The organism is Streptomyces sp. NPDC051987, assembly GCF_040680735.1.
GTDB lineage: Bacteria > Actinomycetota > Actinomycetes > Streptomycetales > Streptomycetaceae > Streptomyces.
Map to the genome: position 1 here is coordinate 15,909 of NZ_JBFAXI010000076.1, position 24,947 is coordinate 40,855.

At 72.0% G+C, this 24,947-nt stretch carries 23 protein-coding genes; 12 read left to right on the plus strand and 11 right to left on the minus strand.

The genetic code is table 11. The annotated features are described in order from the left end of the window. The first annotated feature begins 38 nt into the window (after positions 1 to 38). The 3 genes from AB0M11_RS30685 (at position 39) to AB0M11_RS30695 (ending at position 4,852) form a co-directional block, all read left to right on the plus strand. Positions 39 to 1,556, plus strand: a complete 1,518-nt coding sequence (locus tag AB0M11_RS30685) for a hypothetical protein (RefSeq protein ID WP_365711206.1) — start codon at positions 39 to 41, stop codon at positions 1,554 to 1,556. Between the two features lie 43 nt (positions 1,557 to 1,599). Next, positions 1,600 to 3,279: a serine/threonine-protein kinase gene (locus AB0M11_RS30690; protein WP_365711208.1), complete on the plus strand. Its 1,680-nt coding sequence runs from the start codon at positions 1,600 to 1,602 to the stop codon at positions 3,277 to 3,279. A 553-nt stretch (positions 3,280 to 3,832) separates the two neighbouring features. Further along, a complete protein-coding gene (locus tag AB0M11_RS30695) occupies positions 3,833 to 4,852 on the plus strand; it encodes a cytochrome P450 (protein WP_365711210.1) in 1,020 nt (339 codons plus the stop codon). A gap of 10 nt (positions 4,853 to 4,862) precedes the next feature. Here the strand turns inward: AB0M11_RS30695 and AB0M11_RS30700 are convergent, their stop codons facing one another. From AB0M11_RS30700 to AB0M11_RS30720, 5 genes are all read right to left on the minus strand, one after another. Next, complete coding sequence (locus AB0M11_RS30700; RefSeq protein ID WP_365711212.1) at positions 4,863 to 5,393, minus strand: hypothetical protein; 531 nt, start codon at positions 5,391 to 5,393, stop codon at positions 4,863 to 4,865. 285 nt (positions 5,394 to 5,678) lie between these two features. Beyond that, positions 5,679 to 6,674 carry a type I glyceraldehyde-3-phosphate dehydrogenase gene (gene gap, locus AB0M11_RS30705; RefSeq protein ID WP_365711215.1) on the minus strand — a complete coding sequence of 332 codons (996 nt, stop codon included), beginning with the start codon at positions 6,672 to 6,674 and terminating at the stop codon, positions 5,679 to 5,681. 225 nt (positions 6,675 to 6,899) lie between these two features. Beyond that, positions 6,900 to 7,856 carry a helix-turn-helix domain-containing protein gene (locus tag AB0M11_RS30710; protein ID WP_365711217.1) on the minus strand — a complete coding sequence of 319 codons (957 nt, stop codon included), beginning with the start codon at positions 7,854 to 7,856 and terminating at the stop codon, positions 6,900 to 6,902. A gap of 63 nt (positions 7,857 to 7,919) precedes the next feature. Beyond that, positions 7,920 to 8,285, minus strand: coding sequence for a low affinity iron permease family protein (locus AB0M11_RS30715; protein ID WP_365711218.1), 366 nt, complete (start codon positions 8,283 to 8,285; stop codon positions 7,920 to 7,922). 95 nt (positions 8,286 to 8,380) lie between these two features. Beyond that, positions 8,381 to 9,373 (minus strand): LacI family DNA-binding transcriptional regulator, encoded by a 993-nt coding sequence (locus tag AB0M11_RS30720; protein ID WP_365711249.1) that lies wholly within the window; start codon positions 9,371 to 9,373, stop codon positions 8,381 to 8,383. A 359-nt stretch (positions 9,374 to 9,732) separates the two neighbouring features. On the opposite strand from AB0M11_RS30720, the gene AB0M11_RS30725 reads away from it, so the two are divergent. Continuing rightward, complete coding sequence (locus tag AB0M11_RS30725; protein WP_365711219.1) at positions 9,733 to 10,803, plus strand: cellulase family glycosylhydrolase; 1,071 nt, start codon at positions 9,733 to 9,735, stop codon at positions 10,801 to 10,803. 87 nt (positions 10,804 to 10,890) lie between these two features. Here AB0M11_RS30725 and AB0M11_RS30730 read toward each other — a convergent pair whose 3' ends face one another. From AB0M11_RS30730 to paaI, 3 genes are read right to left on the minus strand one after another with little or no spacing between them, the layout of a single operon-like run. Next, a complete protein-coding gene (locus AB0M11_RS30730) occupies positions 10,891 to 11,397 on the minus strand; it encodes a GNAT family N-acetyltransferase (RefSeq protein WP_365711221.1) in 507 nt (168 codons plus the stop codon). A gap of 42 nt (positions 11,398 to 11,439) precedes the next feature. Beyond that, on the minus strand, positions 11,440 to 12,786 hold the full coding sequence (gene paaK, locus AB0M11_RS30735) for a phenylacetate--CoA ligase PaaK (protein WP_365711223.1): 1,347 nt from the start codon (positions 12,784 to 12,786) through the stop codon (positions 11,440 to 11,442). Beyond that, positions 12,783 to 13,214: a hydroxyphenylacetyl-CoA thioesterase PaaI gene (paaI, locus tag AB0M11_RS30740; protein WP_365711225.1), complete on the minus strand. Its 432-nt coding sequence runs from the start codon at positions 13,212 to 13,214 to the stop codon at positions 12,783 to 12,785. Before paaI ends, paaK begins: the two co-directional genes overlap by 4 nt. A gap of 218 nt (positions 13,215 to 13,432) precedes the next feature. Here paaI and paaA point away from each other — a divergent pair, with 218 nt between their 5' ends. Genes paaA through paaE form a run of 5 tightly spaced genes read left to right on the plus strand, consistent with a single transcriptional unit; the run spans position 13,433 to position 17,152 of the window. Further along, positions 13,433 to 14,404 (plus strand): 1,2-phenylacetyl-CoA epoxidase subunit PaaA, encoded by a 972-nt coding sequence (gene paaA, locus AB0M11_RS30745; protein WP_365711227.1) that lies wholly within the window; start codon positions 13,433 to 13,435, stop codon positions 14,402 to 14,404. Next, positions 14,401 to 14,691, plus strand: coding sequence for a 1,2-phenylacetyl-CoA epoxidase subunit PaaB (paaB, locus tag AB0M11_RS30750; RefSeq protein WP_365711229.1), 291 nt, complete (start codon positions 14,401 to 14,403; stop codon positions 14,689 to 14,691). Before paaA ends, paaB begins: the two co-directional genes overlap by 4 nt. 9 nt (positions 14,692 to 14,700) lie before the next feature. Further along, on the plus strand, positions 14,701 to 15,531 hold the full coding sequence (paaC, locus tag AB0M11_RS30755) for a 1,2-phenylacetyl-CoA epoxidase subunit PaaC (protein WP_365711231.1): 831 nt from the start codon (positions 14,701 to 14,703) through the stop codon (positions 15,529 to 15,531). Next, positions 15,525 to 16,040, plus strand: a complete 516-nt coding sequence (gene paaD / locus AB0M11_RS30760; protein WP_365711233.1) for a 1,2-phenylacetyl-CoA epoxidase subunit PaaD — start codon at positions 15,525 to 15,527, stop codon at positions 16,038 to 16,040. Before paaC ends, paaD begins: the two co-directional genes overlap by 7 nt. Then, positions 16,040 to 17,152, plus strand: coding sequence for a 1,2-phenylacetyl-CoA epoxidase subunit PaaE (gene paaE, locus AB0M11_RS30765; RefSeq protein ID WP_365711235.1), 1,113 nt, complete (start codon positions 16,040 to 16,042; stop codon positions 17,150 to 17,152). The genes paaD and paaE overlap by 1 nt, the downstream gene beginning before the upstream one ends. A gap of 94 nt (positions 17,153 to 17,246) precedes the next feature. Here paaE and AB0M11_RS30770 read toward each other — a convergent pair whose 3' ends face one another. Further along, complete coding sequence (locus AB0M11_RS30770; RefSeq protein WP_365711237.1) at positions 17,247 to 18,071, minus strand: DUF1684 domain-containing protein; 825 nt, start codon at positions 18,069 to 18,071, stop codon at positions 17,247 to 17,249. A gap of 408 nt (positions 18,072 to 18,479) precedes the next feature. Here AB0M11_RS30770 and AB0M11_RS30775 point away from each other — a divergent pair, with 408 nt between their 5' ends. Further along, a complete protein-coding gene (locus tag AB0M11_RS30775) occupies positions 18,480 to 18,821 on the plus strand; it encodes a hypothetical protein (protein ID WP_365711239.1) in 342 nt (113 codons plus the stop codon). Positions 18,822 to 18,864: 43 nt separating this feature from the next. Here AB0M11_RS30775 and AB0M11_RS30780 read toward each other — a convergent pair whose 3' ends face one another. Continuing rightward, entirely contained in the window at positions 18,865 to 19,611 is a 747-nt protein-coding gene (locus AB0M11_RS30780) for an SDR family oxidoreductase (RefSeq protein ID WP_365711241.1), read from the minus strand. A 102-nt stretch (positions 19,612 to 19,713) separates the two neighbouring features. Next, the gene (locus AB0M11_RS30785) at positions 19,714 to 20,610 is read right to left on the minus strand and encodes an RNA polymerase sigma-70 factor (protein WP_365711243.1); all 897 of its coding nucleotides are present in this window, start codon (positions 20,608 to 20,610) and stop codon (positions 19,714 to 19,716) included. Positions 20,611 to 20,864: 254 nt separating this feature from the next. On the opposite strand from AB0M11_RS30785, the gene AB0M11_RS30790 reads away from it, so the two are divergent. Both AB0M11_RS30790 and AB0M11_RS30795 read left to right on the plus strand, forming a co-directional pair. Further along, entirely contained in the window at positions 20,865 to 22,493 is a 1,629-nt protein-coding gene (locus AB0M11_RS30790) for a metallophosphoesterase family protein (RefSeq protein ID WP_365711245.1), read from the plus strand. Positions 22,494 to 22,873: 380 nt separating this feature from the next. Then, positions 22,874 to 24,781 carry an FHA domain-containing protein gene (locus AB0M11_RS30795; protein WP_365711247.1) on the plus strand — a complete coding sequence of 636 codons (1,908 nt, stop codon included), beginning with the start codon at positions 22,874 to 22,876 and terminating at the stop codon, positions 24,779 to 24,781. Positions 24,782 to 24,947 lie beyond the last annotated feature (166 nt).

Genomic DNA, 24,947 nt, shown 5'->3' on the forward strand with positions numbered 1-24,947 from the left:
GCCCCGGTTTCCCGGGGCCGGGTCCCTTCGTGCCGCCCATGCCGTCGAGTCCGCCGCCCGCCCCGCCGGACCCGCTGCGTGCCACCGCCGTAGCCCTGCTCAACCTGAGCGGCCTCGGCCTCGGCTACCTCCTCCTGCGAAGATGGCTCCCGACGGCCGCGTGTCTGGCGGCCACCGCCGTCCTGCTGCTCGTCGCCCTGCCCGCGGACGCCGACGGCGTCCCCGGAGCCGCGCTCGTCCTGTACGCCCTGTTCCTCCTGCTGGCCGCCGTCCACGGCTGGTTCGCCGGCCTGCGCGGCCGCCTGGCGTGGCCGGGCCGGCGCCCCGTCGCGCTCGTGCTGGGCATCGTCCTGCTCGCCGTCCCGGTCGGTGGCGCCCTCTGGTACGACAGCGCGCAGCAGGAAGCCGTCCAACGCGCTCTCCTCGCCCGGCTCGACCGCGCCGACCGCGAGGTCAGCGCGGCCGGCCGGGAGGACTTCGCCACCGCCAAGTCCCGCTACCAGGACGCCCTGGCGGTCTACCGCGACCTCGCCGTCCACCACTCCGGCTCACGCGCCGCCGCCCAGGTACCCGACCGCCTGCAGACCTACTACACGACGGTCGCTGCGCCCTACAGCCACCGCGACTACTGCGCCGCCGTGGAACCCCTCGCATACCTGCGGACCGTGCCCGACTCCATGCCGAAGGACCAGCTCGGCTCGCTCGCCCACTGGCCCGACGACCGGCTGGCCACCTCGCTGTACGAGTGCGGGGCGGACGGCCTCGCCACCGACGACACCGGCTGGGTCACCCGGTTCGGCGACCTGCTGAGCACCTTCCCCGACTCGGACCAGGCCGCCAAGGTGGCACCCGCCGTGGACGCGGCCGAGAAGAAGGCCGCCAAGGCCGTCTCCGGCAACGACCCCTGCGCCGCCGTCCAGCGCCTGCAGACGCTGGACACCCAGATCACCCAGCTGTCGAACGGTGCGGGCGGCCAGTCCGGCGCCCTGACCGCGGTCGCGAACCGGGCCGGCCGCAGCGGTGACTCGGGCGAGTACGAGTGCGGCGTCAAGCAGTACAAGGACGGCGACTTCACGCAGGCGCAGCAGACCATGCAGCAGTTCGTCACCGACAACCCGCACCACAGGAACGCCGACCGGGCCCGGAAGATAGCCATCGGCGCCGAAGTCGCCCAGACCCTCCCGGCCGCGGGCAAGAAGCTGCCCACCACCGGCTCCGGCGGCGGCATCTCCGTGACCGTCAAGAACGACAGCCCCGACGACATCACCGTCCTCTACACCGGCCCGGTCACCGGCAGCTTCACCCTGAAGGCGTGCGGCAGTTGCAAGGCGTACTCGTTCGCCAGCTCCCTGCTCAGCGGCTGGCAGCCGTGCAGCGACAGCGGCAAGAACTACCCGCAGCGCACCATCAGCCTGCCGCCCGGCACCACGTACTTCGTGCACAAGCCGAAGAACGACACCACCGCCACCCCGGGCTCCGACACCGCCAAGCTGCGCTACGGCTACGTCTACACGGAATGCGCGTACACGACACAGGCGCTGGGGTCCGGTTACTGAGCGGGGCGGGAGGCTGTCGGCGGGGCCAACTAAGCTCCCGCCCATGAACGACGAGGGCAGCAACGACCCCGCCAGACGGGTGGTCGACGGGCGGTTCGAACTGGTGGCCCGGCTCGGTGGCGGCGGCATGGGCATGGTGTGGCGGGCCACCGACCTGGTGCTGCGGCGCAGCGTGGCCGTGAAGGAGGTGCGGCCGGCCGACCCCGGGCTCGCCGAGTACGACCCGGAAGCCGCCCGGCTGCTGCGCGAACGGGTGCTGCGCGAGGCCCGCGCCCTGGCCCGGGTCGACCACCCGAATGTGGTGACGATCCATCACATCGTCGACGGCGGGCCCGGAACGTACCCGTGGATCGTCATGGAACTCGTGACCGGCGGCTCGCTCGCCGACCGCCTCGCGGCGGGACCGATGAACCCGGTCGAGGCCGCGCGGACCGGCCGCGAGGTGCTGGCCGCACTGCGTGCCGCCCACGACGCGGGCATCGAGCACCGCGACGTGAAACCGGCCAACGTCCTGCTGCGTCCCGACGGCCGCCCTGTGCTCACCGACTTCGGCATCGCCGCCGTCCGCGAGGCCACCGCCCTCACCGCCACCGGCTCGGTCATCGGCACCCCCGACTACATGGCGCCGGAGCGCGTCTCCGGCAAGGACGGCGGCCCTGCCGCGGACCTGTGGTCGCTCGCGATGATGCTGTACGTCGCGGTCGAGGGCCACCATCCGCTGCGCCGCGGCACCACCCTCGCCACGCTCGCCGCGGTCCTCGCCGAGGACGTTCCCCCGCCGGTCCAGGCCGGGCCGCTGACGGAGGTCCTCACCCGCGTCCTCGTCCGCGACCCGGCGGCCCGCCCGGACGCCGCCGCACTGGACCGGATGCTGGCCCTCGCCGCCCGGCAGACCGAAACCCCCACGTCCTACCCGCTGCAACCCCCGCCCACGCCACCACGCGACGCACCGGACCCCGCGCCCACCGACGCACGGGACGCCGCGCCCGCCGACGCACGGGACGCCGCGCCCGCCGACGTCCGGGACACGGCACCGCCGGACACGGCGCCCACGTCCCTCGGGTCCGTTCCGCGCCGCCGCCGTACGCTGCTCCTCCTGCCCGCGGCCGCGGTGGCCGTCGCCGGCGTGCTCGCGTGGAACCTGCTGCCCGGCACGGACGACCACACCTCCGGCTCCGGCTCCACGCACTCCGGCACCACGCACACCGCGGCATCGCGCTCGCCCGGGAGCACCTCCTCACCCACCGCCGCCCGGCAGACCGCCACCAAGGACCTGCTGACCCCTCAGGGCATCCGCACCGCCGTCGCGGCCTTCGAGAAGCAGACCGGCCGGGACCGCTTCGGCAAGCTGGCGGTGTACCCGGACTACGTCCTCGCCTGGCTGATGGTGCCGGGCAGCGACACCGCCTACGACACGTACACCTACCGCGCCGGGCAGGGAGTGCGAAAGGACATCATCTCGGGCACCCTGCCTGATTTCGGGACCCCCGTCCGCCTCGACGGCTTCGACTGGGACAAGGTCCCCTCGCTGCTGACCCAGGCCCAGAAGCAGCTCAAGGTCACAGACCCGACCAGCCGCTACCTGGTCCTGGACCTCCCGGGCAACCCCTTCGGCGACCCCACCGGCATGTCCGTCTACCTCAGCAACAAGTACAGCCAGAGCGGATACCTCCAGACGGACAAGAAGGGCAAGATCGTCAAGGTGATGCCGTTCGACGGCTGAGACCCGGTCGCCAGCTCCCTGCTTGCGCCGGACGCCGAACCACACCCCGGTACGCCGGCAGACTTCAGCCGGTCGCGTTGAGGTCCTGGGAACTCCGCCACGGCCTGGCGAAGGACGCGGATGGACATTGATCGGTCAGTTCCAGCAGGTGTCGGCGGGCGACTTCGTGGTGTCCCTGCTCGCGGAGCCGGACAGCTGGCCTCGGCCTCGCCTCGTTCCGTTCGGATGTGCCTCCGGTTCCCCCACGGGAGCGCCACAGGCCGCTCCGGGGAATCCAGGCGGTACCCACCCCGCTGTGGGACCGGCTTAGTGTGACGGCCTCATGGGGCGCCGATCTGTCGGCTCCGGGCGTGGCCAAAGGCCGGGTAGCTTGTGAAAGGGTGGAACGTTCATGATTTCTACCGTCCCTCTCCTTGAGGGGATCGATCCTTACGGGATCCAAGTGCTGCGGGAGCCTGCGAGCACCTACGGGCACATACGAGAGGCAGGGCCCGTGGTCTACTCTCGTGAACGAGAGGTCTGGCTCGTAGGCCGCTATGACTCGGCATGCCGTGTGCTGCGCGATCACCGGCAGTTCCGCTCCGGGCTCGGTGCGGGCTACACCCGGGTGCCGGAGCACGGGAACAACTACCCTCTGGTCGACAGTGATCCGCCCCGTCACACCCGCGTGCGGCGTTCTGTGCAGTCGGAGTTCGGGCGTGAAGCGATGGAACGGCTTCGTCCCGTGGTCCGTGCGACCGCCGTCGGACTGGTGGAGGCCGCTGTTGCGGCCGGGCAGTTCGACGCCGTCTCCTTCTTCGCCTCGCCGCTGCCCGATCTGTCCACCCGACTGCTCACCGGTATCGAGCCGCCCGATTCCCTCCGCATGCGAGTCTGGGCCAACGCGGTGGGCCAACTCCACGGCCCCGACCTCGACCCCCTTGAGAGGAACCTGGTTTCTCAGGCGTTCGACTGGCTGTTGGACGAGGGCGTCCCGGCACTGCCGAAGCACTGCATGGGGCGACGTGTCATGGAGGACGGCGGGACGAACGGAGCCCTGGCGGAATCCGAGCGGCTGACGACGCTCTTCTCGCTCTGGTTGGCCGGCGTCGATTCGTCGAGCGGCCTCATCGGCAACGCCGTGAATGCCTTCGCCGAGTTTCCCGAGGAGTGGGACGCTGTGGTCGCCGACCCCGGCCTGATCCCGAACGCAGTGGAAGAAGTGCTGCGCTGGGACTCGCCGTTGCGCTCGGTCTACCGCCGTACGACCGCCGACGTGGACATCGATGGGGTGGTCGTCCCCGCCGACGCGGACGTGTGCGTGCTCATACCCCCCGCCAACCGGGACCCGCGCAGGTTCACGGATCCGGACCGCCTGGACATCAGGCGCGTCGACGCCAGAGCCCATCTGGCCCTCGGCACGTCGATCCATCTGTGTGTCGGTGCTCCCCTGGCCAGGATGGAAGCGATCGAGCTTCTGACTGCTCTGGCCCGCAGGGTCCGGCGCATCGAGCGGACCGCGCCTGCAGTGCGCGCGGCCAGCCAGACGATGAGCAAGTTCGAGTCGTTGCCGGTGCGGCTCGTCACCCGCTGACGCCGTGGCATCACACGTTCCGGCAGGCCCTGGCCTTGAACTCCGCCATGGAGACGGTGAGTGCGGACTCGTCGCCGTTGTCCGAGACGCTGTCGTAGCGGACCTGTCCGGGGGCGAGCCGGTTCCGGTCGGCCTGGGTGAAGGAGACGCTGCTCGATGACCACGAGTTGTCCTTGGTCCAGCCGTAGAACACGTAGGTGGTCCTGGCGGTGAGCGGTGCGGGAGACCTGGTCGTGGTCCAGTCGGCAGCGGGAGAGTCGAGGGTCCAGGTGGCGAGTCCCGTCGTGAGGGGACGGTCGGCGGTCCAGGAACCGACCGTCACCGTCTTGTCGACGTCGGCGTCGTCCACGGAGAGCGTCGCGCCCTCGATCTGATGCGCACACACCAACATGACACCGAGCACATGGCCGTCGGCGGTCACGGATATACCGGCCACGGCACTGACGGGGACCGTGCACCCCGAGGCCGCGGCGAGGGCCGCGCCGACCACGACGGCACCGGCGAGGCGCCGGAGCGGCGGTCGTGAAGTGCTCCACCACATGATCAGCCCCCTGCCCGGCGCGCGTACGGCCACGGTTGGTCGTCGGACGCCCACGGGCTCTTGTCGGAACTGCTGCGCAAGCGTTGCTGGACGTCGCACGAGCATCTCGGTGGGATGCCGACGCGGTCCGTTCCTCGGCGTCGTCCGCACCCACCGTACCCGGCCACCTTGCCCGGCCACCGGGCCGAGTCCCGCAGGCCAGGGCCGTCGGCTGAGCCACGGCACGAAGCGGTCGGCCACCGTACGGCGGCCGACCGCTCAGCCCGCAACCCCTGGCAACGCCCGTCAGCGCGCCAGCAGTTCCAGCGTGTCGATCACGCGGTTCGAGAAGCCCCACTCGTTGTCGTACCAGGCGACCACCTTGATGTGGCGGCCGTCGACGCGGGTGAGGGCCGAGTCGAAGATCGACGAAGCCGGGTTGCCCGTGATGTCCGACGACACCAGCGGGTCGTCCGAGTATTCGAGGACGCCTGCGAGCGGCCCCTCGGCCGCCGCGCGGTACGCGGCCAGCACCTCGTCACGCGTCACGTCACGCGACACGGTGGTGTTCAGCTCGACGATCGAGCCCACCGGCACCGGAACCCGGATCGAGTCGCCCGACAGCTTGCCGTCGAGGTTCGGCAGCACCAGACCGATCGCCTTGGCGGCGCCGGTCGTGGTCGGCACGATGTTGACACCGGCGGCTCGGGCGCGCCGGGGGTCGCGGTGCGGACCGTCCTGGAGGTTCTGCTCCTGGGTGTACGCGTGCACGGTCGTCATGAACCCGTGCTCGATACCCGCGAGTTCGTCCAGCACCGCGGCCAATGGGGCGAGCGCGTTGGTCGTGCACGAGGCGTTGGAGACGATCGTGTGCAGCTCCGCGTCGTAGGCGTCGGTGTTCACGCCGTACGCCAGCGTCACGTCGGCACCGTCCGACGGCGCGCTGACCAGCACCTTCCGCGCGCCCGCGTCGAGGTGGGCGCGGGCGGCCTTCGCCGAGGTGAAGCGGCCCGTGGATTCCAGCACGATGTCCACGCCGAGGTCGGCCCACGGCAGTCGCGCCGGCTCGCGCTCCGCGAGGACCTTGATACGGCGGCCGTCGACGACGAGGACGTCCCCGTCGACGCTCACCGGGCGGCCGAGGCGGCCGGCCGTGGAGTCGAAGGCGAGCAGCCGCGCGAGGGCGGTCGGCTCCGTGAGGTCGTTCACGGCGACGATCTCCAGGCTGCTGTCCCGCTCCAGCAGGGCGCGGAGCACGTTCCGCCCGATGCGGCCGAATCCGTTGACGGCGATACGAGTCATAAGTGGTGTCCCTTCGCTACGCCACCAGGTTCCCGGTCCGCGCCCGGCCGGGACAGAGGCGAGATCGCCATGGTTCAAAAGGATCCCGCCATCCCGCCGTGCGGCCACAGCGCCAGTCCTCGCCGCGATCCGGCCCGCCCCCGCCCCCGCCCCCGCCCCGCCCGTCCCCGTCCCCGTCCCGCCGTCCTGCCCTCCGGGTGGCCGCCCCCGTCGCCCCCCGCAGCCCTATTCCCCCTTGGTGAAGGTCCGCCGATAGTCGCTCGGTGTCGTGCCGAGAATGCGCTGGAAGTGCAGCCGCAGGTTCGCCCCGGTGCCGAGGCCGACGTCGTCGGCGATCTGCTCGACGCTGCGCTCGGAGCGTTCGAGCAGCTCCCTGGCCACGTCGATGCGGGCCCGCATCACCCATTGCATCGGGGTGTACCCGGTGTCCTCCGCGAACCGTCGCGAGAACGTGCGCGCCGACACCCCCGCATGCCGGGCCAGCGAGTCCAGGGTGAGCGGTTCGCCGAGCCGGTGCAGCGCCCACTCGCGGGTCGCGGCGAACCGCTCGCCGAGCGGCTCGGGCACGCTGCGCGGCACGTACTGCGCCTGGCCGCCGCTGCGGTAGGGGGCCGCCACCAGCCGCCGGGCCGCGTGGTTGGACGCGGCCACCCCGAGGTCACCGCGCAGGATGTGCAGGCACAGGTCGATCCCCGAGGCCGCGCCGGCCGACGTCAGCACGCTGCCCTCGTCGACGAAGAGCACGTTCTCGTCGACCTTGACGAGGGGATGCCTCTCGGCGAGGGCCCGCGTGTAGTGCCAGTGCGTGGTGGCGCGCCTGCCGTCGAGCAGACCGGTCGCGGCCAGGGCGAAGGCCCCGGTGGAGATGGCGGCGAGCCGCGCTCCCCGCCGGTGCGCGCCGAGCAGCGCGTCGACGACCGCCCGCGGGGGGTCGTCCCGGTCCGGGAACCGGTACCCCGGGACGAACACGATCTCCGCCCACTCCAGCGCGTCCAGGCCGTCGGCGACGTGGTACGACAGCCCGTCGCCGCCGGTGACCAGACCGGGCGCCGCGCCGCACACCCGCACCTCGTACGGCATGCTCGCCCGGGTCGTGAAGACCTGCGCCGGGATGCCGACGTCGAGGGGTTTCGCCCCCTCCAGCACGAGGACGGCGACGCGATGCAGACGGGCGGCAGGCACACCGAACAGGGTACGAGGAACCGGCCCGCGCCCGGCGGGTCCGCCCGCCCGGCCGCGCGGGGATCAGAGCTCCTCCTCCATGCGGATCGCCTTGCGCAGCTCCCCGGCCGACTCCCGTGGGCGCTCGCCCTCCCGCTGGTCGAGCAGCGCCGCGGCGATGCTGTCGAGCTTGCGCTGGATGGCGTGCTCCGCCCGCCGCTCGGAGTTCTTCAGCAGGGCGATGAGCAGCAGGTTCACCGAGGTCATGAGATCGCCGACGAGCAGCTGCCAGGTCAGGCCGAGGCCCGAGAGGTGCACGGCGACGAACGCGGCGACCAGGGCCACGCAGAAGCACATGAACAGCAGGGAGCTGGTGACGTTCGAGGCCGCCTCGGCCAGCCGCTCGAACCAGCCCCGCCCGTCACGGGAGCGCTCGGCAGGGTGCGTCATGGACACAGGGCGACTCCCACGTCCGCGCGGTGCCCTTCACCGCGTCCCGCCCCGGGTACCCCGCACCGGCCCCCTCATCCGCCGGGGGAGCGCCGTCATGGCGTGCGCGGCGGGGCGGTGCTGTCCCTGATCACCAGGCGGGCCGGGACGAGGTCGGTGCCGGGGCGGGCGTCGTCGCCGGTGCGCAGCTGGCGCAGCACGTCCTCCACGCAGCGGCGGCCGACCTCGGCGAAGTCCTGGTGGACCGTGGTGAGGGGCGGGATGAAGAAGGCCGCGTCCGGGGTGTCGTCGAAGCCGACCACGCTGACGTCGGCCGGGACGGACCGGCCCCGTTCGTGGAAGGCGCGCAGCAGCCCCAGGGCCATCTGGTCGTTGGCCGCGAACACGGCGGTGCAGTCCGGCTCCTCGGCGAGCGCGAGCCCGGCCGCGTAACCGGACTCGGCCGACCAGTCGCCGCGGAAGGGAGCGGGAACCGGGCGCCCCGCCTCCGCCAGGACCGTCCGCCAGGCCTGGGCGCGGCGCTGGGCCGCGTACGAGGACTCGGGACCGGCCACGTGCCACACCGTCCGGTGGCCCAGTTCCAGCAGGTGCCGTACGGCCCCGCGGGCGCCGTCGGCCTGGTCGGTGTCGACCACGCCGTAGCGGTCCCCGGCGTCGGAGTCCACGACCACCACATGGACGCCGGGCGGCAGTTGCACGGTGGCGGTGTCCAGCAGATGGATCTCCATGATGACGATGACGGCGTCCACCGCCAGTTCGCCCATCCGCGTGAAGGCGCCCAGTACGTTGTCCTGGGTGGCCACGTCGATGGGGATGAGCGTGATCGCGTAGCCCTCGGCGGCGGCGTGTGTGGCGATCGCCTCCACGGTGCGGCTGCTGCCCGTGGAGGACAGACTGAACAGGATCACCCCGATCGTGTTGAACCTGCCGTAACGCAGCGCGCGGGCGGCGCTGTTGGGCCGGTAGCCGAGTTCGCGCATCGCGGCCAGCACCTGTTCCCGGGTGGATCGGACCACCCCGGGATGCCCGTTGGAGACCCGCGAGACCGTCTGCGAGGAGACACCGGCGAGTTCGGCGACGTCCGCCATGGAGACCCGCTGCTTGCGGCGCCCGCCGGGCACCCCGGAACCACCTCGACCCGCACCGCCCGCGGCCGGTGGGGCCGGCCGCTCGGGCTCGTTCAGGACCATCGCCCCACCCCTCAAATCTCCTTCATGCGCGGGAAGTCGGGACCGGGAATCTTGACGGCCGCAGAAGCGGGTGCCACGATTCCGACGCTTTCGAGTTTACGTAAACATCGCCGTGTGACCAGCCCCGACGGAGATCCCGTCGGAAGGCCGCGCAGTGGATGTTCACGTAAACACGTCCGCCTGATGTTTACGTGAACACGTTGCCGGGTCCCGATCCCCCCTCGCGCCGAGCCGCCGTCTTCCGAAAGGGAACGTTGATGCGCAAGACCCCCGCCAGAACCCGTGTCACCCCCCGCACCCGCGCCGCCCTCGCGGCGGTCGCGATCGCCGCGATCGGCGCCACCACCCTCACCGGCAGCCCCGCCGCCGCCTCCGCCTCCGCCGCCGCGCCGGGCCACGGCACCAGCCAGTTCAGAGGCGTCAACTGGGCCGACCCGCGCGACAACTTCGCCGACGACTACCTGCAGCTCTCCGGCCTGTCGACCTCGGACGACTACGCGCAGACGTACGCCAGGTCGAGCCGGATCATCTCGGCCTTCCGCGCCAACCTCGGCGCCAACACCGTGCGGTTGCCCATCAACCCCTACACGGTCAACGGCGCCTACTGGAAGTCGTACCGCGCGGTCATCGACGCGGCTTCCGACCGCGGATTCAAGGTGATCGTGTCCTACTGGGAGGGCACGGGCGACAAGCGGGACGGCCTCATCGACGACGAGGCCACCTTCTGGCCCATGTGGGACACCGTGGTGAAGGCCTACCGGCACGACCCGCGCGTGTACTTCGAGCCGATGAACGAGCCGCACGGCTACACCGACGCCCAGTGGGCCGACATCGCCGCGAAGTGGCTCGCCACCTACCCGTCCGTCCCGCGCGACCGCGTCTTCGTCAGCGGCGCCGGCTACAACGACCACGTCACCAGCGTCTGCGCGGACCCGCGGCTGAAGGGCACCTACCTCTCCCTGCACCACTACGGCTTCTGGAAGAGCTACGCCACCTACGACCAGTGGGTGGCCGACCTGAAGGAGCGGCTCGGCGACTGCGCCGACCGCACGGTCGCCGACGAGTTCGGCGCCGAGATGACCACGGGCCTGGACTACAACGTGCCGACGCCGTCGAGCAACCCGGTCAACTTCATCCAGGCCGACACCGACACGTTCCGCAAGCTCGGCATGGGCTCGGTGTACTGGCCGGGCCTGCGCACCGACGACATCTACTCCATCCAGAAGCTGACCGGTGACGCGTCCCGCCCCTGGCTGACCACCACCAACCAGTCCGGCGCCGACCGCCTCGCCTGGGCCTGGGGCCGCGGCAGGCCGGTGGCCGGCTGACCGACGCCACGGTGGCCACGGCGGCCGCGGTGCCCTCGGACACCGCGGCCACCGTGCGGCAGTCGGCTCGGCGGCGCTCCGCCCGGGCTACGGCCGGAGCCGGCGGACGTACGTCAGCCCCGGTCGGCCCGAGAGCCGGGTCTCGCCCGTCACGATGAAGCCGGTGCGGGCCAGGACGGCACGCGAGGCCAGGTTGTCGAGGGTGGTGGCGGCCCGCAGGCTGGTCAGTGAGTAGGCGCCGACGGCGCGCCGGCACACCTCCCGTACGCCCCAGGTGGCGAGGCCCCGCCCGGCGGCCCGCTCCGCGATCCGGTATCCCAGGTCGGCGGCGCCGTCCGCGACGTCCACCAGATTGACCCGGCCCAGCACCGCGCCCGCGGTGTCGACCAGTACGTGGAAGTGGCAGATCCCGGCCTCCTGCTCGGCCAGCAGCGCCCGGAGCCGTTCGTCGAACCGGGCGAAGTAGTCGTCGCCGCGATCGGGGATGGTCGCCGCGAAGTAGGCGCGGTTCTCCCGCTCGAAGACGAGCAGCGCCGGGGCGTGGTCGGGACGGAGCGTCTGGAGTTCGGCCTTGGGGCCGACAGGTTCTGGCATGCTGGCGACAGTAGGGATCCCGGCCCGGCGTACGCCACGGAGTTACGCCCGCCGCAGGTCCTTGACCCGGCGGAGTTTGCCGACCGAGCGCTCCAGGGTCTCCGGGTCGACGACGGCGACCTCCACGGTGACCCCGACGCCGTCCTTGACGCCCTGGGCGATGACCCTGGTGGCGGCCTCACGGTCGGCCGGGGTGGCGTCCGGACGTGCCTCCACCCGGACCGTCATGTGGTCCATCCGTCCGCGCCGGCTGAGCTGGATCTGGAAGTGCGGGGCCACTCCCGGCGTCCGCAGCACGATCTCCTCCACCTGGCTGGGGAAGACATTGACCCCGCGCAGAACGATCATGTCGTCGCACCGGCCGGTGATCTTCTCGATCCGGCGGAACCCGGGACGCGCCGTGCCGGGCAGCAGCCGGGTCAGGTCGCGGGTGCGGTAGCGGATGACCGGCAGCGCCTCCTTGGTGAGCGAGGTGAGGACCAGCTCGCCGCTCTCGCCCTCGGCCGGTACCTCGTCGGTCAGCGGATCCACGACCTCCGGGTAGAAGTGGTCCTCCCAGACGTGCAGCCCGTCCTTGGTCTCCACGCACTCCTGCGCCACCCCGGGGCCGATGACCTCGGACAGCCCATAGATGTCGACCGCGTGGATGTCCAGGCGCTCCTCGATCTCGCGGCGCATCTCCTCCGTCCACGGCTCCGCGCCGAAGATGCCGACCCGCAGGGAGGTCGAGCGCGGGTCGACGCCCTGGCGCTCGAACTCGTCGAGCAGGGTGAGCATGTAGGAGGGCGTGACCATGATGATCTCGGGCCGGAAGTCGCGGATGATCTGCACCTGGCGGGCGGTCATGCCGCCGGAGGCGGGGATCACGGTGCAGCCGGCGCGTTCCGCGCCGTAGTGGGCGCCCAGGCCCCCGGTGAACAGGCCGTAGCCGTAGGAGACATGGACCTTGTGCCCCGGGCGGCCGCCGGCGGCCCGGATGGAACGGGCGACGACGTCCGCCCACATCGACAGGTCGTTCTCGGTGTAGCCGACCACCGTGGGGCGGCCGGTGGTGCCGCTGGAGGCGTGCACGCGCCGCACCTCGGACATCGGCACGGCGAACATGCCGAAGGGGTAGGTGTCCCGCAGGTCCGCCTTGGTGGTGAAGGGGAAGCGGGCGAGGTCCGCGAGGGTGCGGCAGTCGTCCGGGCGTACACCGGCCGCGTCGAACTTCCTGCGGTACAGCTCCACGTGGTCGTACGCGTGGCGCAGCGTCCTGCGCAGCCTGGTGAGCTGGAGCGCCCGGAGCTCGTCCCGGGACATCCGCTCGGCCTCGTCCAGCAGGGCCTCGGGAAGCGGCTCTCCCCGGCGGGTGCGCCCGGGGTCGGGCGCGATCACTTCGCTGCTCATTGCGGCTCCTCGTGCTGCGTGCGGAGGGCGCGACCGCGGCCGCGGAACTCCGCGATCACCTCGTCGCCGCGCAGGACGCTCACGTCGTGGACACCGCTGCGGCCGAACCGGACCCGCTCCCGCGCGGTGGCGACCAGCACATCGCCCTCGTGGGCGGGCGCGACGAAGTCGATGTCGTCGCCGGCGGCGACCGTCACCGGCCCGTGGCTGTTGCAGGCGCAGGCGAACGGCGTGTCGGCGAGCAGGAACACGTACCCGCCGTGGGCGATCCGGTGCCCGGTGACCTGTGCGGCGGTCACGGTCATCCGCAGCACGGCCGTCCCCTCCCCGTGCTCCAGCAGTTCGATGCCCAGCCGCCGGGACGCCTCTTCCGCGGCGAACATCGACTCCGCGGGGCCGGACGTGGTGCCGGGTACCTGGGTCGTCATTCCCACCACCTTGTGGACCGACCGAACATTCGGTTAGTGAGCGGCGAGGTCTAGTAATCCAGCCATGCATCCGCATGTCAAGAGGCCGGCAAGGGTCGGGCCGACGCCCGTGTCGGTCGCCGGACCGGTCGCCGTGCTGATCGGCGTGGGCCTTGCCAGACCGGGGAGGGCGCACCGTATGATGGACCGAACGAATGGTCGGTTGGGAGTTGGTGGAGATGACTGAAGCGGCCGGCACGGATTCCGGACCCGATCTGGAGTCCCATTTCGAGGCGACGATCTCGCACGACCAGCGGATCGAGCCCCGCGACTGGATGCCGGAGGGCTACCGCAGGACGCTGATCCGGCAGATCGCCCAGCACGCGCACTCGGAGATCATCGGCATGCAGCCGGAGGGCGAGTGGATCACCAGGGCGCCGTCCCTGCGCCGCAAGGCGATCCTGTTCGCCAAGGTGCAGGACGAGGCAGGCCACGGCCTCTACCTGTACTCGGCCGCCGAGACCCTGGGTGCCGACCGCGCGGACCTCACCGAGCGCCTCCTCGAAGGCCGCCAGAAGTACTCGTCGATCTTCAACTACCCGACGCTCAGCTACGCGGACGTCGGCGTCATCGGCTGGTTCGTCGACGGCGCGGCCATCTGCAACCAGGTCCCCCTGTGCCGCAGCTCGTACGGCCCCTACGCGCGCGCCATGGTGCGGATCTGCAAGGAGGAGTCCTTCCACCAGCGGCAGGGCTACGAACTGCTGATGACCATGATGCGCGGCACCGACGCCCAGCGGGAGATGGTCCAGGACGCGGTGAACCGCTGGTGGTGGCCCTCCCTGATGATGTTCGGCCCGCCCGACGACGACTCGCCCAACTCCGCCCAGTCGATGGCCTGGAAGATCAAGCGCCACAGCAACGACGAACTGCGCCGGCGCTTCGTCGACATGACCGTGCCGCAGGCGGCCCGGCTCGGCGTGACCCTGCCCGACCCCGAGCTGCGCTGGAACGAGGAGCGCGGCCACCACGACTTCGGCACCCCCGACTTCGGCGAGCTGAAGGACGTCATCAGCGGCAACGGCCCGTGCAACGCACAGCGGATCGAGCGCCGGCGGGCCGCCCACGAGGAAGGCGCCTGGGTGCGTGCGGCCGCGAGTGCCCACGCCGCCAAGCAGGCCGCCCGAGCGCGCGAGGAGGCAGTGGCATGAGCGACGCCGAGAACTGGCCCCTGTACGAGATCTTCGTCCGGGGCAAGCGCGGCCTGAACCACGTCCACGTCGGCTCGCTGCACGCGGCCGACGACCAGATGGCCCTCACCCACGCCCGTGACCTGTACACCCGGCGCAACGAAGGCGTCAGCATCTGGGCCGTGCGCTCCGAGCACATCGCCGCCTCCACGCGCGACGAGAAGGACCCCTTCTTCGCCCCCAGCGCCGACAAGGTCTACCGCCACCCGACCTTCTACGACATCCCCGACGATGTCCCGCACATCTAGGAGCCGGAGTTGAGCGACGACCACGTCTATCTGAGCCTGGCGGAGGGGCATGACGACGGCGACGCCCGCTGGGCGTTCGGCACCGGCTTCGAGGACCCGCTGCACGGCGTGGACACGGCGGTACCCGAGCACGTCGACGCCGCCGAGCTGGCCGCCCGCTGCCTCGCGCTCGGCGACGACGCGCTGGTGCTGGCGCAGCGGCTGGCCGAATGGGTGACCCGCGCCCCCGAGCTGGAGGAGGAGGTGGCACTGGCCAACATCGGGCTCGACCTGCTCGGCCAGGCCCGCCTGCTCTACTCCCGCTGCGGCCAGAGCGACGGCACCGGCCGCACGGAGGACGCCTACGCCTACTTCCGCGACGCCGGCGCCTTCCGCAACGTACGCCTCGTCGAACTCCCCAACGGCGACTTCGCCTTCTCCGTCCTGCGGCTCCTGGTGTTCGCCTCCTGGCGGCTCGCCCACTTCACCGAACTGGCCTCAGCCTCCGACCCGGTGCTCGCCGCGATCGCCGCCAAGGGCGTGAAGGAGCTCACCTACCACCGGCAGTACGCCGCCGAGTGGGTGGTCCGCCTCGGCGACGGCACGCCGGAGTCGCACGCGCGGATGCGGGCGGCCCTGGCGGCGCAGGCCCCCTACTGGTCGGAGCTGTTCGCCGCCCACGACGCCCGTGAGGCGGTGCTGGCGGACCTTCACCAGGTCCTCGCCGCGGCCGCGCTCCCCATGCCGACCGTCCCGCCGCTGCCGGGGCGGGGCCGCGACGGCGAGCACACCGAGCACCTCGCCCCGCTGCTGACCGAGCTGCAGAGCGTGGCCCGCGCCCACCCGGAGGCGACATGGTGACCGTCCTCGCCGACGCCCGGCGGGCCCGGCACATCGCCGAACAGGTGCCCGACCCGGAGCTTCCCATGCTCACCCTCGCCGACCTCGGCGTGCTGCGGGACGTCACCGTCGAACCGGACGGAACCGTGCTCGCCGACCTCACCCCGACCTACTCGGGCTGCCCCGCCATGGCCGAGATGCGGGCCGGGGTCGCCGCCCGGCTGCGGGCCGCCGGCTTCGGCCGCGTGGAGATCCGCACCGTCCTCGATCCGCCGTGGACCAGCGACTGGATCACCCCCGAGGGGCGCCGCAAACTCGCCGCCCACGGCATCGCCCCGCCCCACCCCGCGCCGCGCCGCGCCGCCGGCCCCGTCCCGCTGGACCTGTCGCCCACCCGGCGCACGGTCGCCTGTCCCCGCTGCGGATCGGCGGCCACCGAGGAGACCTCCCGGTTCGCGGCCACCTCCTGCAAGGCACTGTGGCGCTGCCTCAGCTGCCGGGAGCCGTTCGAGTACGTCAAGGAGATCTGATGGCAGAGCTGACGGCACCGGCCGCCGGTGCCCCCGCGACGACAGCCCACCGGCGCCGCCCAGCCTTCCATCCCCTGCGTGTCGCCGCGGTCCAGCCCCTGTGCGAGGACGCCGCCGCGGTCACCTTCGACATCCCCGCACACCTGGCCGAGGAGTTCGCCTTCCGCCCCGGGCAGTCGCTCACCCTCCGCCGGGAGATCGACGGCCGCGACGAGCGGCGCTCCTACTCGATCTGCTCGCCGGCCGGCGCCTCGCCCCGCATCGGCGTCCGCGAGGTGCCCGCCGGACTCTTCTCCTCCTGGCTGGTGCACGAGGTACGGCCGGGCGACACCGTCGAGGTGATGGCCCCCACCGGAGCCTTCACCCCCGACCTCACCGTCCCCGGCCACCATGTGCTCGTCGCGGCGGGCTCGGGCATCACCCCCATGATGTCCATCGCCGCGTCCCTCCTGGCCGCCGACGACCGCTCGAAGGTCACGCTGTTCTACGGCAACCGCCGCACCGACACCGTGATGTTCGCCGACGAACTGGCCGACCTGAAGGACGAGTACCGCACCCGCTTCCACCTCGCCCACGTCCTCTCCCGCGAGCCCCGGGAAGCCGAACTCCTCTCCGGGCGCCTCGACGGCGACCGCCTCGGCGCGCTCGTCACGGGCCTGGTCGACATCGCGGGCGCCGACCACTGGTGGCTGTGCGGCCCGTACGGCATGGTCCTCGACGCGCGGAAGGTGCTCGCCGGACTCGGCGTCCCTGCCCCGCGCATTCACCAGGAGCTGTTCTTCGCCGACGAACCGGTCGAACCTCTCCGGCACGAGGAGGCGGCTGCGACCGGCCCGGCCAGCGAGGTCACCGTCACCCTGGACGGCCGCTCCACCACCGCGCGCCTCCCGCGCGAGCGCACCCTCCTCGACTCCGCGGCCCGCATCCGCCCGGATCTCCCCTTCGCCTGCAAGGGAGGCGTCTGCGGCACCTGCCGTGCCCGCATCACCGCAGGCGAGGCCGACATGCGCCGCAACTACGCGCTGGAACCCGCAGAGGTGTCCGCCGGCTACGTCCTGACCTGCCAGTCCTACCCGGTCTCCGAGTCGCTGACGGTCGACTACGACAGCTGACCGGCCACCGCGTACCGCCCCGCCGACCCGGCAGACCGAAGGCAGGCTGCCGGGAGCCCTGCGGGTCGTACCTGCCGGGCCGCCGCCGTCCGGGTCAGGCCCCGCCGCGCTCGCGCGGGATCTTCTGCCCGGCCTCCACCGCCACCGGCAGCCGGTTCTCGGCCGGCGGCAGCGGGCAGGTGGCCAGGTCCGTGTAGGCGCACGGCAGGTTCGCGGCACGGTTGAAGTCCAGCACCACCGTGCCGTCGGCCGCGGGCGCCGCCACGGTCAGCGCCCGGTTGGCGGCGTAGGTGGTGACCCCGGACGTCGCGTCGGTGAACAGCACCATCAGCCCGCCGGGGCCGCGGCCGGGGAACGCGGTCAGGGACAGCTGCCGCCCGGCCAGCTCGAACTCGATCCGCCCCGGCGCGTCGTAGACGTGCTCCAGGCCCTCCACCGCGGCGCCCACGGTGGTCGGCCGCGGCGCGTCAAAGGGGACGTACCGACCCGTCACGGCCCAGCGCGGGTCGGGTGCGTAGGCGGGGGTGCCGGTGAAGGCGGTGCGCAGCGGAGCGTCCGGGTGCCGGGGGCGCACGATGTCGTTCCCGCCGCGCCTGGCGACCTCGATGACGGCGTCGCCCCAGACCGCTTCGACGCCGCCGCGCTCGGGAAGCACGCCGAAGCGGTGTTCCCCGCGCACCGGCGTCCCGTCGACGACCAGCTCCTCTCCGTCGTCCAGGGTGACGACCACCCCGTCGGGGCCGGTGCGCCAGGCGCCGGGAGCGTCGGGGAAGCGCTGGGGCCGGTCGTCCAGCCAGTGCAGACCGGTGACGGCCAGGAATCCGTGCGGGGCGGAGATCCCGGCCTCCTGGGCGCGGTGCCAGTCCTGCCAGCTCTCGGTGAAGACCTCGAGATCCGTCGTGGTGGCCTCAGTCGTCATGCGTCCTCTTTCGTCGGGCGAGGATCGGCGAACAGCCGTGCCCGTCAGAACGGTGCCGGCCGAACCCGCATTCCGGTCCGCGAGTGACAGCTTCTTGTCAGTCATGTGTACGGGAGCCCGGGGGACCGGGGCCGGGGCCGGTTTCCGCCCGCGCGGGTGCCGCCCAGCGGCTTCCCCGACGACGCGGCCCCCACCCCCTTGCGGCCGCGTCCGGAAGTTGCCACGCTGGTCTTTCGCACCGCTTGCTCCCGCTCTCACCACGGCGTTCGCGAGACCGCCGGCCCCGACCAGTCCCGGCTCGATACGTTCGTGCGCGCTGCTCTCCCTTCCGGCGCTGATGCGCGTACACCGCGCCCGAGCACCCCAGCGACTGGCCGGACAGCCGCCGCCTCACCTGTGGAGCACACCATGGACACGAGCGAGGAGGCCGCCCGCGGCCTGACCGACATCCAGGACTTCCTCTACCAGCAGGCCCACCTGCGGGCGGCACGCCGGCGCGTGTCGGAGTTCGTCGCGCGGGAGCCGGGACTGACCCCGGAGCAGAAGTCGGACATCGAGCGCTGGTATCTCCAGGAGCAGACCTACGTGGCCCACCTGGTGACCGAGCACATCGCCGCCAGCGTCAGCGCGGTGGAACAGCGCCACCGTGCCCGGTTCGGACACTGGCTGCGCGGAACGCTGACCGCGATGCTGCTGATCACCGCGGCGATGGCGCTGTGCGTCACCGTGGTGCTGGTCGGCGCGTCGTAGGCCGCCGGCAGCCGCGGCTCCCGCCGGCGGGCCCTCTCAGGCGTCACTTCTGGCGGGCGAGCCAGTCGGCGAACCTGACCTCGCCCAGCTGCGCGTCCGGGCCGGGCAGCAGCGTGTCCGGCTGCAGTTCGGCACCCCAGTACGTGGCCTGCGGGTCCGTGACGATCTTACGGGGGTCGTCCAGGGCGGTGAGGCCCATGCGGATGAACTCCGCCAGCTCGAACACCTCCGGGCCGCCGACCTCCACCACGCCGTGCACCGGGGCGCCGACCGCCGTGCGGCCCACGGCCGCGGCCACGTCGTCGGAGACCATGGGCTGGATCCGGCCCGCGGGCAGGCGCACCGTGTCGCCCTCGGTGACCCCGTCGGCGAGCCCCTTCGCGAACTCGAAGAACTGGGTCGCGTGGACGATGGAGTAGGGGATGCCGGACGCCCTGATCTGCTCCTCCTGGGCCTGCTTGGCCCGGAAGTACCCGCTGCCCTGGAGCCGGTCGGTGCCCACCACGGACAGCGCCACGTGGTGGCCCACCCCGGCCTCGGCCTCCGCCCTCAGCAGGTTGGCCGTGGAGGCACAGAAGAAGTCCATGACCGCCTGGTCCTCGAACGAGGGGGAGTTGGACACGTCCACCACGACCGACGCGCCCCGAAGGGCCTCGGCCAGACCTTCCCCGGTGAGGGTGTCGACACCGGTGCTCGGCGCGGCCGCGACCACCTCGTGTCCGTGTGCGCCCAGCCCGTGGACCACCTTCGAGCCGATGAGCCCGGTGCCACCGATCACTACGACCTTCATGACGGAATTCCTCTCGCGATCTCTTTGGTGTTTCCAGGAGAAGAGACCGGACAGCCGCCTCGCGTGTGACACGCCATCCCGGCGACCGGGAGAAGGGGCGCGTCACTCGTCCAACGAGGCCACGTACCGCGCCAGCTTGGCGGGGTTCATCACCCACAGGAGGCGTTCGATGCCGCGTGCCGACACGTCGGCGCAGAGCAGGGCCACCGGCCTCCCCGAGGCCGCCACCAGCACGGCCGGCCTGCCGTTGGCCTCGACCCAGCGCACCTGGGACCGGGGCCAGAAGCGCGGGGCGAAGGCGGCGAGGTACCGGGAGACGTGCGGCAGCCCGGACACCGGGATCCTCGACGCCCCGCGGATTCCGCCGCCGTCGGTGTAGCTGACCACGTCCGCGGTGAGGACCTCCTCCAGCACCGGCAGATCGCCGCGCTGCGCCGCGGCGAGGAACACCTCCAGAAACCGCCGGTGCTCGGCCGGAGCGACCGGCTCCCTGCGCTCCGCCGCCAGCCGCTTGCGGGCGCGGCTGACCAGCTGGCGGGCATTGGCCTCGCTGGTCTCCACGATCTCCGCGATCCGCCGGTAGCTGTAGTCGAACGCCTCCCGCAGCACGTACGCGGCCCGCTCCACCGGGTTCAGCTTCTCCAGCAGGAAGAGCACCGCCAGGTCGAGCGCCTCCGCGCGCTCGGCGCCCAGCTGGGGGTCGGCGCTCGTGCTCACGGGCTCGGGAAGCCAGGGGCCCACGTAGGACTCGCGGCGCACCCGGGCCGACCGGGTGAAGTTGATCGCCAGCCGGGTGGTCACCGTGGCCAGGAAGGCGGCCGGCTCCCGGACACCGGCACGGTCGGTGCTCTGCCACCGCAGCCACGCCTCCTGGACGACGTCCTCGGCCTCCACGGCGCTGCCGATCACGCGGTAGGCGATACCGAAGAGCTGCGGGCGCGCCGCGAGGAACTCCTTCGTCGCCCGGTCGAGGGAGTCGGCGTGGTCACCGGCGCGCATCCATGGCCTCCTGGGTCGGGCCAGCATGCTACAAGCCGGCCCGGCGTCGGCCGGCGCACGCCCGCCCGGGTGTCGGCAGCCCCGCGGAGGTCAAGGGCGGGGCGGCGGCAGGCAAAGGCACGGACAGGTGTCGGCATGGTCGGCCTGATGCCTGACACGTGCTGGCCTGGTGGTCATGTGGTGTTCATGTGGCGGCAGTTGGACTGGGCAAGGGTGCCGTCGTTGTCTGCTCAGCTGCACGTCGGGAGGGCGTCATGACCATACACACAGAGTCGGCAGAGGACAGATCGGCGCAGGACGGATCGGCGGGGGGCACGGAGGGGCTCAGCCGCCGCCACGCGCTGGGACTGCTGGGCACCGCGGGAGCGGGCGCCGCGGCCACCGGCCTGCTGGGGGCGGGTACGGCCGAGGCCGCCCCGCTCGCCGCGCCGGCCTTCCACCTCACCGCCGACTCCTCCGGCGCGCCCCCCGTCCAGGGTCTGCACCTGACCTTCGGGGCCGACCCGCGCACCCAGATGACGGTGTCGTGGATCACGGACCGTCCGGTGACCAAGCCCGTCGTGCGCTACGGCACCCTGGAGCAGGGCTTCGGCTCCAGCAAGAAGGCGCAGACCGTCACCTACGTCGACGGCACCTCGAACCGCACCGTCTACGTCCACCATGCCCTGCTCAAGGGGCTCACCCCCGACACGGACTACCTCTACCTCGCCACCCACAAGGGGGCGACCCCCGACAGCGGCACCTTCCGCACCGCTCCGCAGGGACGCCGGCCGGTCACCTTCACCAGCTTCGGCGACCAGTCCGCCCCCCAGGTCACCTGGGCGGCCGACGGCAGCGTCGGCCTGGACGCGAACTCCACACCCGCGACGAAGGACATCGTCACCGGCATCGAGCAGGTCGCCCCGCTGTTCCACCTGCTCAACGGCGACCTCTGCTACGCCAACCTGGACGTCGACCGGGTGCGCACCTGGAACAACTTCTTCACCAACAACACCCGTTCGGCGCGCTTCCGTCCCTGGATGCCGGCGGCCGGCAACCACGAGATCGAAAAGGCCAACGGCCCGCTCGGCCTCGGCGCCTACCAGACGTACTTCTCGCTGCCCTCCACCGAGACCGACACCGAACTCGCCGGCCTGTGGTACGCCTTCACGGCCGGTTCGGTGCGGGTCATCGTGCTGCAGAACGACGACAACTGCCTCCAGGACGGCGGCGACGTCTACATCAGCGGCTACTCGGGCGGCCGCCAGCTCGCCTTCCTGGAGAAGGAACTGAAGGCGGCGCGCTCCTCGCAGGACATCGACTGGGTGGTCGTGGCCATGCACCAGGTCATGGTCAGCTCCTCCGACGCCAACGGCGCGGACCTGGGCCTGCGCGAGAAGTACGGCCCGCTGTTCGACCGGTACGGCGTCGACCTGGTCCTCTGCGGTCACGAGCACAACTACGAGCGCTCGCTGGCCGTGCGCGGTGTGGTGAGCGGCAGCGAGACGCTGACGCCCAGCCCGGTCTCCCAGGCCACCGACGACATCGACGCCGACCTGGGCACCGTGCACATGATCCTCGGCGGCGGCGGTGTCTCGGGCACCACGAACCAGAAGTTCTTCAACGACGGCACGGGCAAGGTGATCACCGCCGTGTCCTCGACCGCCGGGCCGAACGGCAAGCGCACCTCCACCTACGTGAAGGAGCAGGCGGTCTGGGTGGGCGTCCGGGACGTGGAACACCCCTACGGCTTCGCAGCCTTCACCGTCGACCCCGGACGGCACCCCGGTGACACCACCCGGATGCACGTCACGTACTACAACGTGAACAAGCCGGGCGGCGACCTGTCGGTCTTCGAGAACTTCACCCTGCACCGCAAGCGCTCCGACGGCCGCACCCGCTGAGCGCGCGACCAGCGCAGAACGCGGGCCGGGCGGTGACCGCCCGGCCCGCGCCGCGTCCCGCTCCCGGCCGGACAACAGCCTTCGCCGCCGGCCCGGCAGAGAACCCTCAACTCCCCCTGCGCCAGCCGGAATCGGGGCGTGGTGCCCACTGGAAACCCTTGGCTGCGCGCGTATAAGCTCCCGGATGGGGGCGATTGGTGAGGAAAGCCGGGCGCCGCCAGGAGAACCGTGGCGCCGTCGCACCTGACCGACCTCACGGTTCGGCAACATGTCAAGCGTGTCGTGGTTCCGCCGGTTGACTGCCGCCCGGCGTGGACGTGCGTGGCAGATCCTGTGGTGCCGCGGTGTGTTGAGGTCAACCACTCCTGGAAGGAAGTGCCGTGGCACCGGTGCTGGTCGGACTCGAAGGTCTGCTGGCGGGGGAGCGCATCCCGGTCCTGGACACCCGCGTCACCTTCGGGCGCAACTCGGAGAACACCGTCGTCATCTCCAGTCTGAGCGTCTCCCGCTTCCACGCGGAGATCGTCTTCGACGAGGACAAGGGGTACGTGCTGCGCGACCTGGAGAGCAGCAACGGCACGCTGGTCAACGGGGAAGAGGTGGAGTCCCGGCTGCTGCAGCCCGGCGACGAGATCACCCTGGGCGACCAGGAGTTCCGGTTCGAGGTGGCCGACGCCATGGAGACGCTGATGGCGCTCTCCCTGCCCCGGTCCGTCACACACGGTGCGCGGGAGGGCGAGAGCGGGCCCGTCCTGCGGGTCACCGTCGCCGGCGGCGGCCCCGTCGGACTCTCCCTCGCCCTGCTCCTCGAACACTTCCTCGGCCCCCAGGTGCAGATCACCGTCTACGACGGCAGGTGGCGCAAGCAGGGCCGCACCGTCGTCTGGAAGGGCCAGGACGAGGGCAACGTCCGGCGCCAGCAGGTGGTCACCGTGCAGAGCCGCCAGTACCTCGCGTGGCCCGCGGAGGTACAGGCGCGCCTCTTCGACCCGGAGCACTACACGGAGATGTGGCCCTCCGGCCCGGACTCGGTCGGCGACCACAGTCCGCGCAACATGCGCATCGCCTACATCGAGGACCGCCTGCTGGAGCTGGCGAACGAGAAGCGGGACCGGATACGCCTGATACCCGCCCGGTTCGACGCCGCGGAGCAGCAGGAGGCGCTCGCCACCCAGCACGTCCTGGCCATCTGCGACGGGGGCCGGTCCCGCACCCGGGACCACTTCGCCGCCCGGTTCGGCAAGGCCGACGAGTCGATCTACTCCCTCGACGGCCGCCACCTCCAGGACGTCGTCCTGGGCCTGCGCGTGAAGTCCGGCCTGCCCGACCCCATGGCGGTCCTGCTGACGGTCGCCCAGAACCGTTTCCTGCTCAACTCGCTGCGCGGCGAGGGCTTCCTCAACATGCGGCTGACCGACGCCGAGGCGGCCGAGGTGATCGGCCTGGACCCGGTGCGCCGCGTCTTCGAGGAGTGCATCGCCTCCCGGCCGTGCCTGATGGACCGCGACGAGTACGGCGACTTCCAGTGCTCGACGCACGGCACGCTCTTCCTGCCCGCGCTGGTCAAGGGGTCGGCTCTGTGGCGGCGCGTACGCGAGGGGCTGCTGCTGTTCGGCGTGGAGTCCGACGACCTGACGGCGGTCACGAGCTTCCGCCTGGACATGGTGCAACGCCCCCGCTTCTCCGCCGAGTTGCTGCCGCCCACCACCAGCTCGCCGGGCACGTACGGCTTCCTGCTCGGTGACGCCGCCAACGCGATCCACTTCTGGCCGGGCCGTGGTCTCAACAGCGGCCTCGCCTCCGCCATCTCGCTGGCCCGATCCCTGAACGGGGCGTGGAACGGGCGGCCGTTCCGGGACGCGGACTTCCTCCGGCACGAGGCGGCGATGTCGATGCTGCAGTACCGGCACAAGAGCCGGGCCTGGAAGGCGATGGTCACCACCGACGACCAGGGGGTCACCTGGGCGATCAAGGACATCATCGGCCACGGCATCGACGGGATCCCCGAAGAGCCCGACCGCGAGGCGGACACCAGGACACTGCTGGAGCGTATGCGGGCCATCCGCGACCGCCTGGAGCCCCGCCTGCCGGGCATGCCGGACGACGAGGCGATCCTGGACCGCCTGCGCACCCTGCAGCCCGCCACCCTGCGCATGCTCGTCCTCAGCGGCGCCTGGGACACGCTGACGATGGGGGGCGAGGAGGTCGACATCGACATCTTCTACGGCCAGGACTCGTCCGCCGCCGCCGCGGCGGTGGAGGCCCTGGAACCGGCCGCTCAGGTTTAGGGCCTGGCGTGTCCCCCCCCCGCCCGCACCGTCAGCGGGAGCGTGCCGAGGCGGGCGGGGCGGTTGTCGGGGCTGCGGCGCCGATGTCCGCGCTGTCCGCGGCGGGGCCCCGCCCTGTCGGATGTCCCGCACCCGCGCGGTCGCCCTCGCCCGCCGCTGCCAGGGC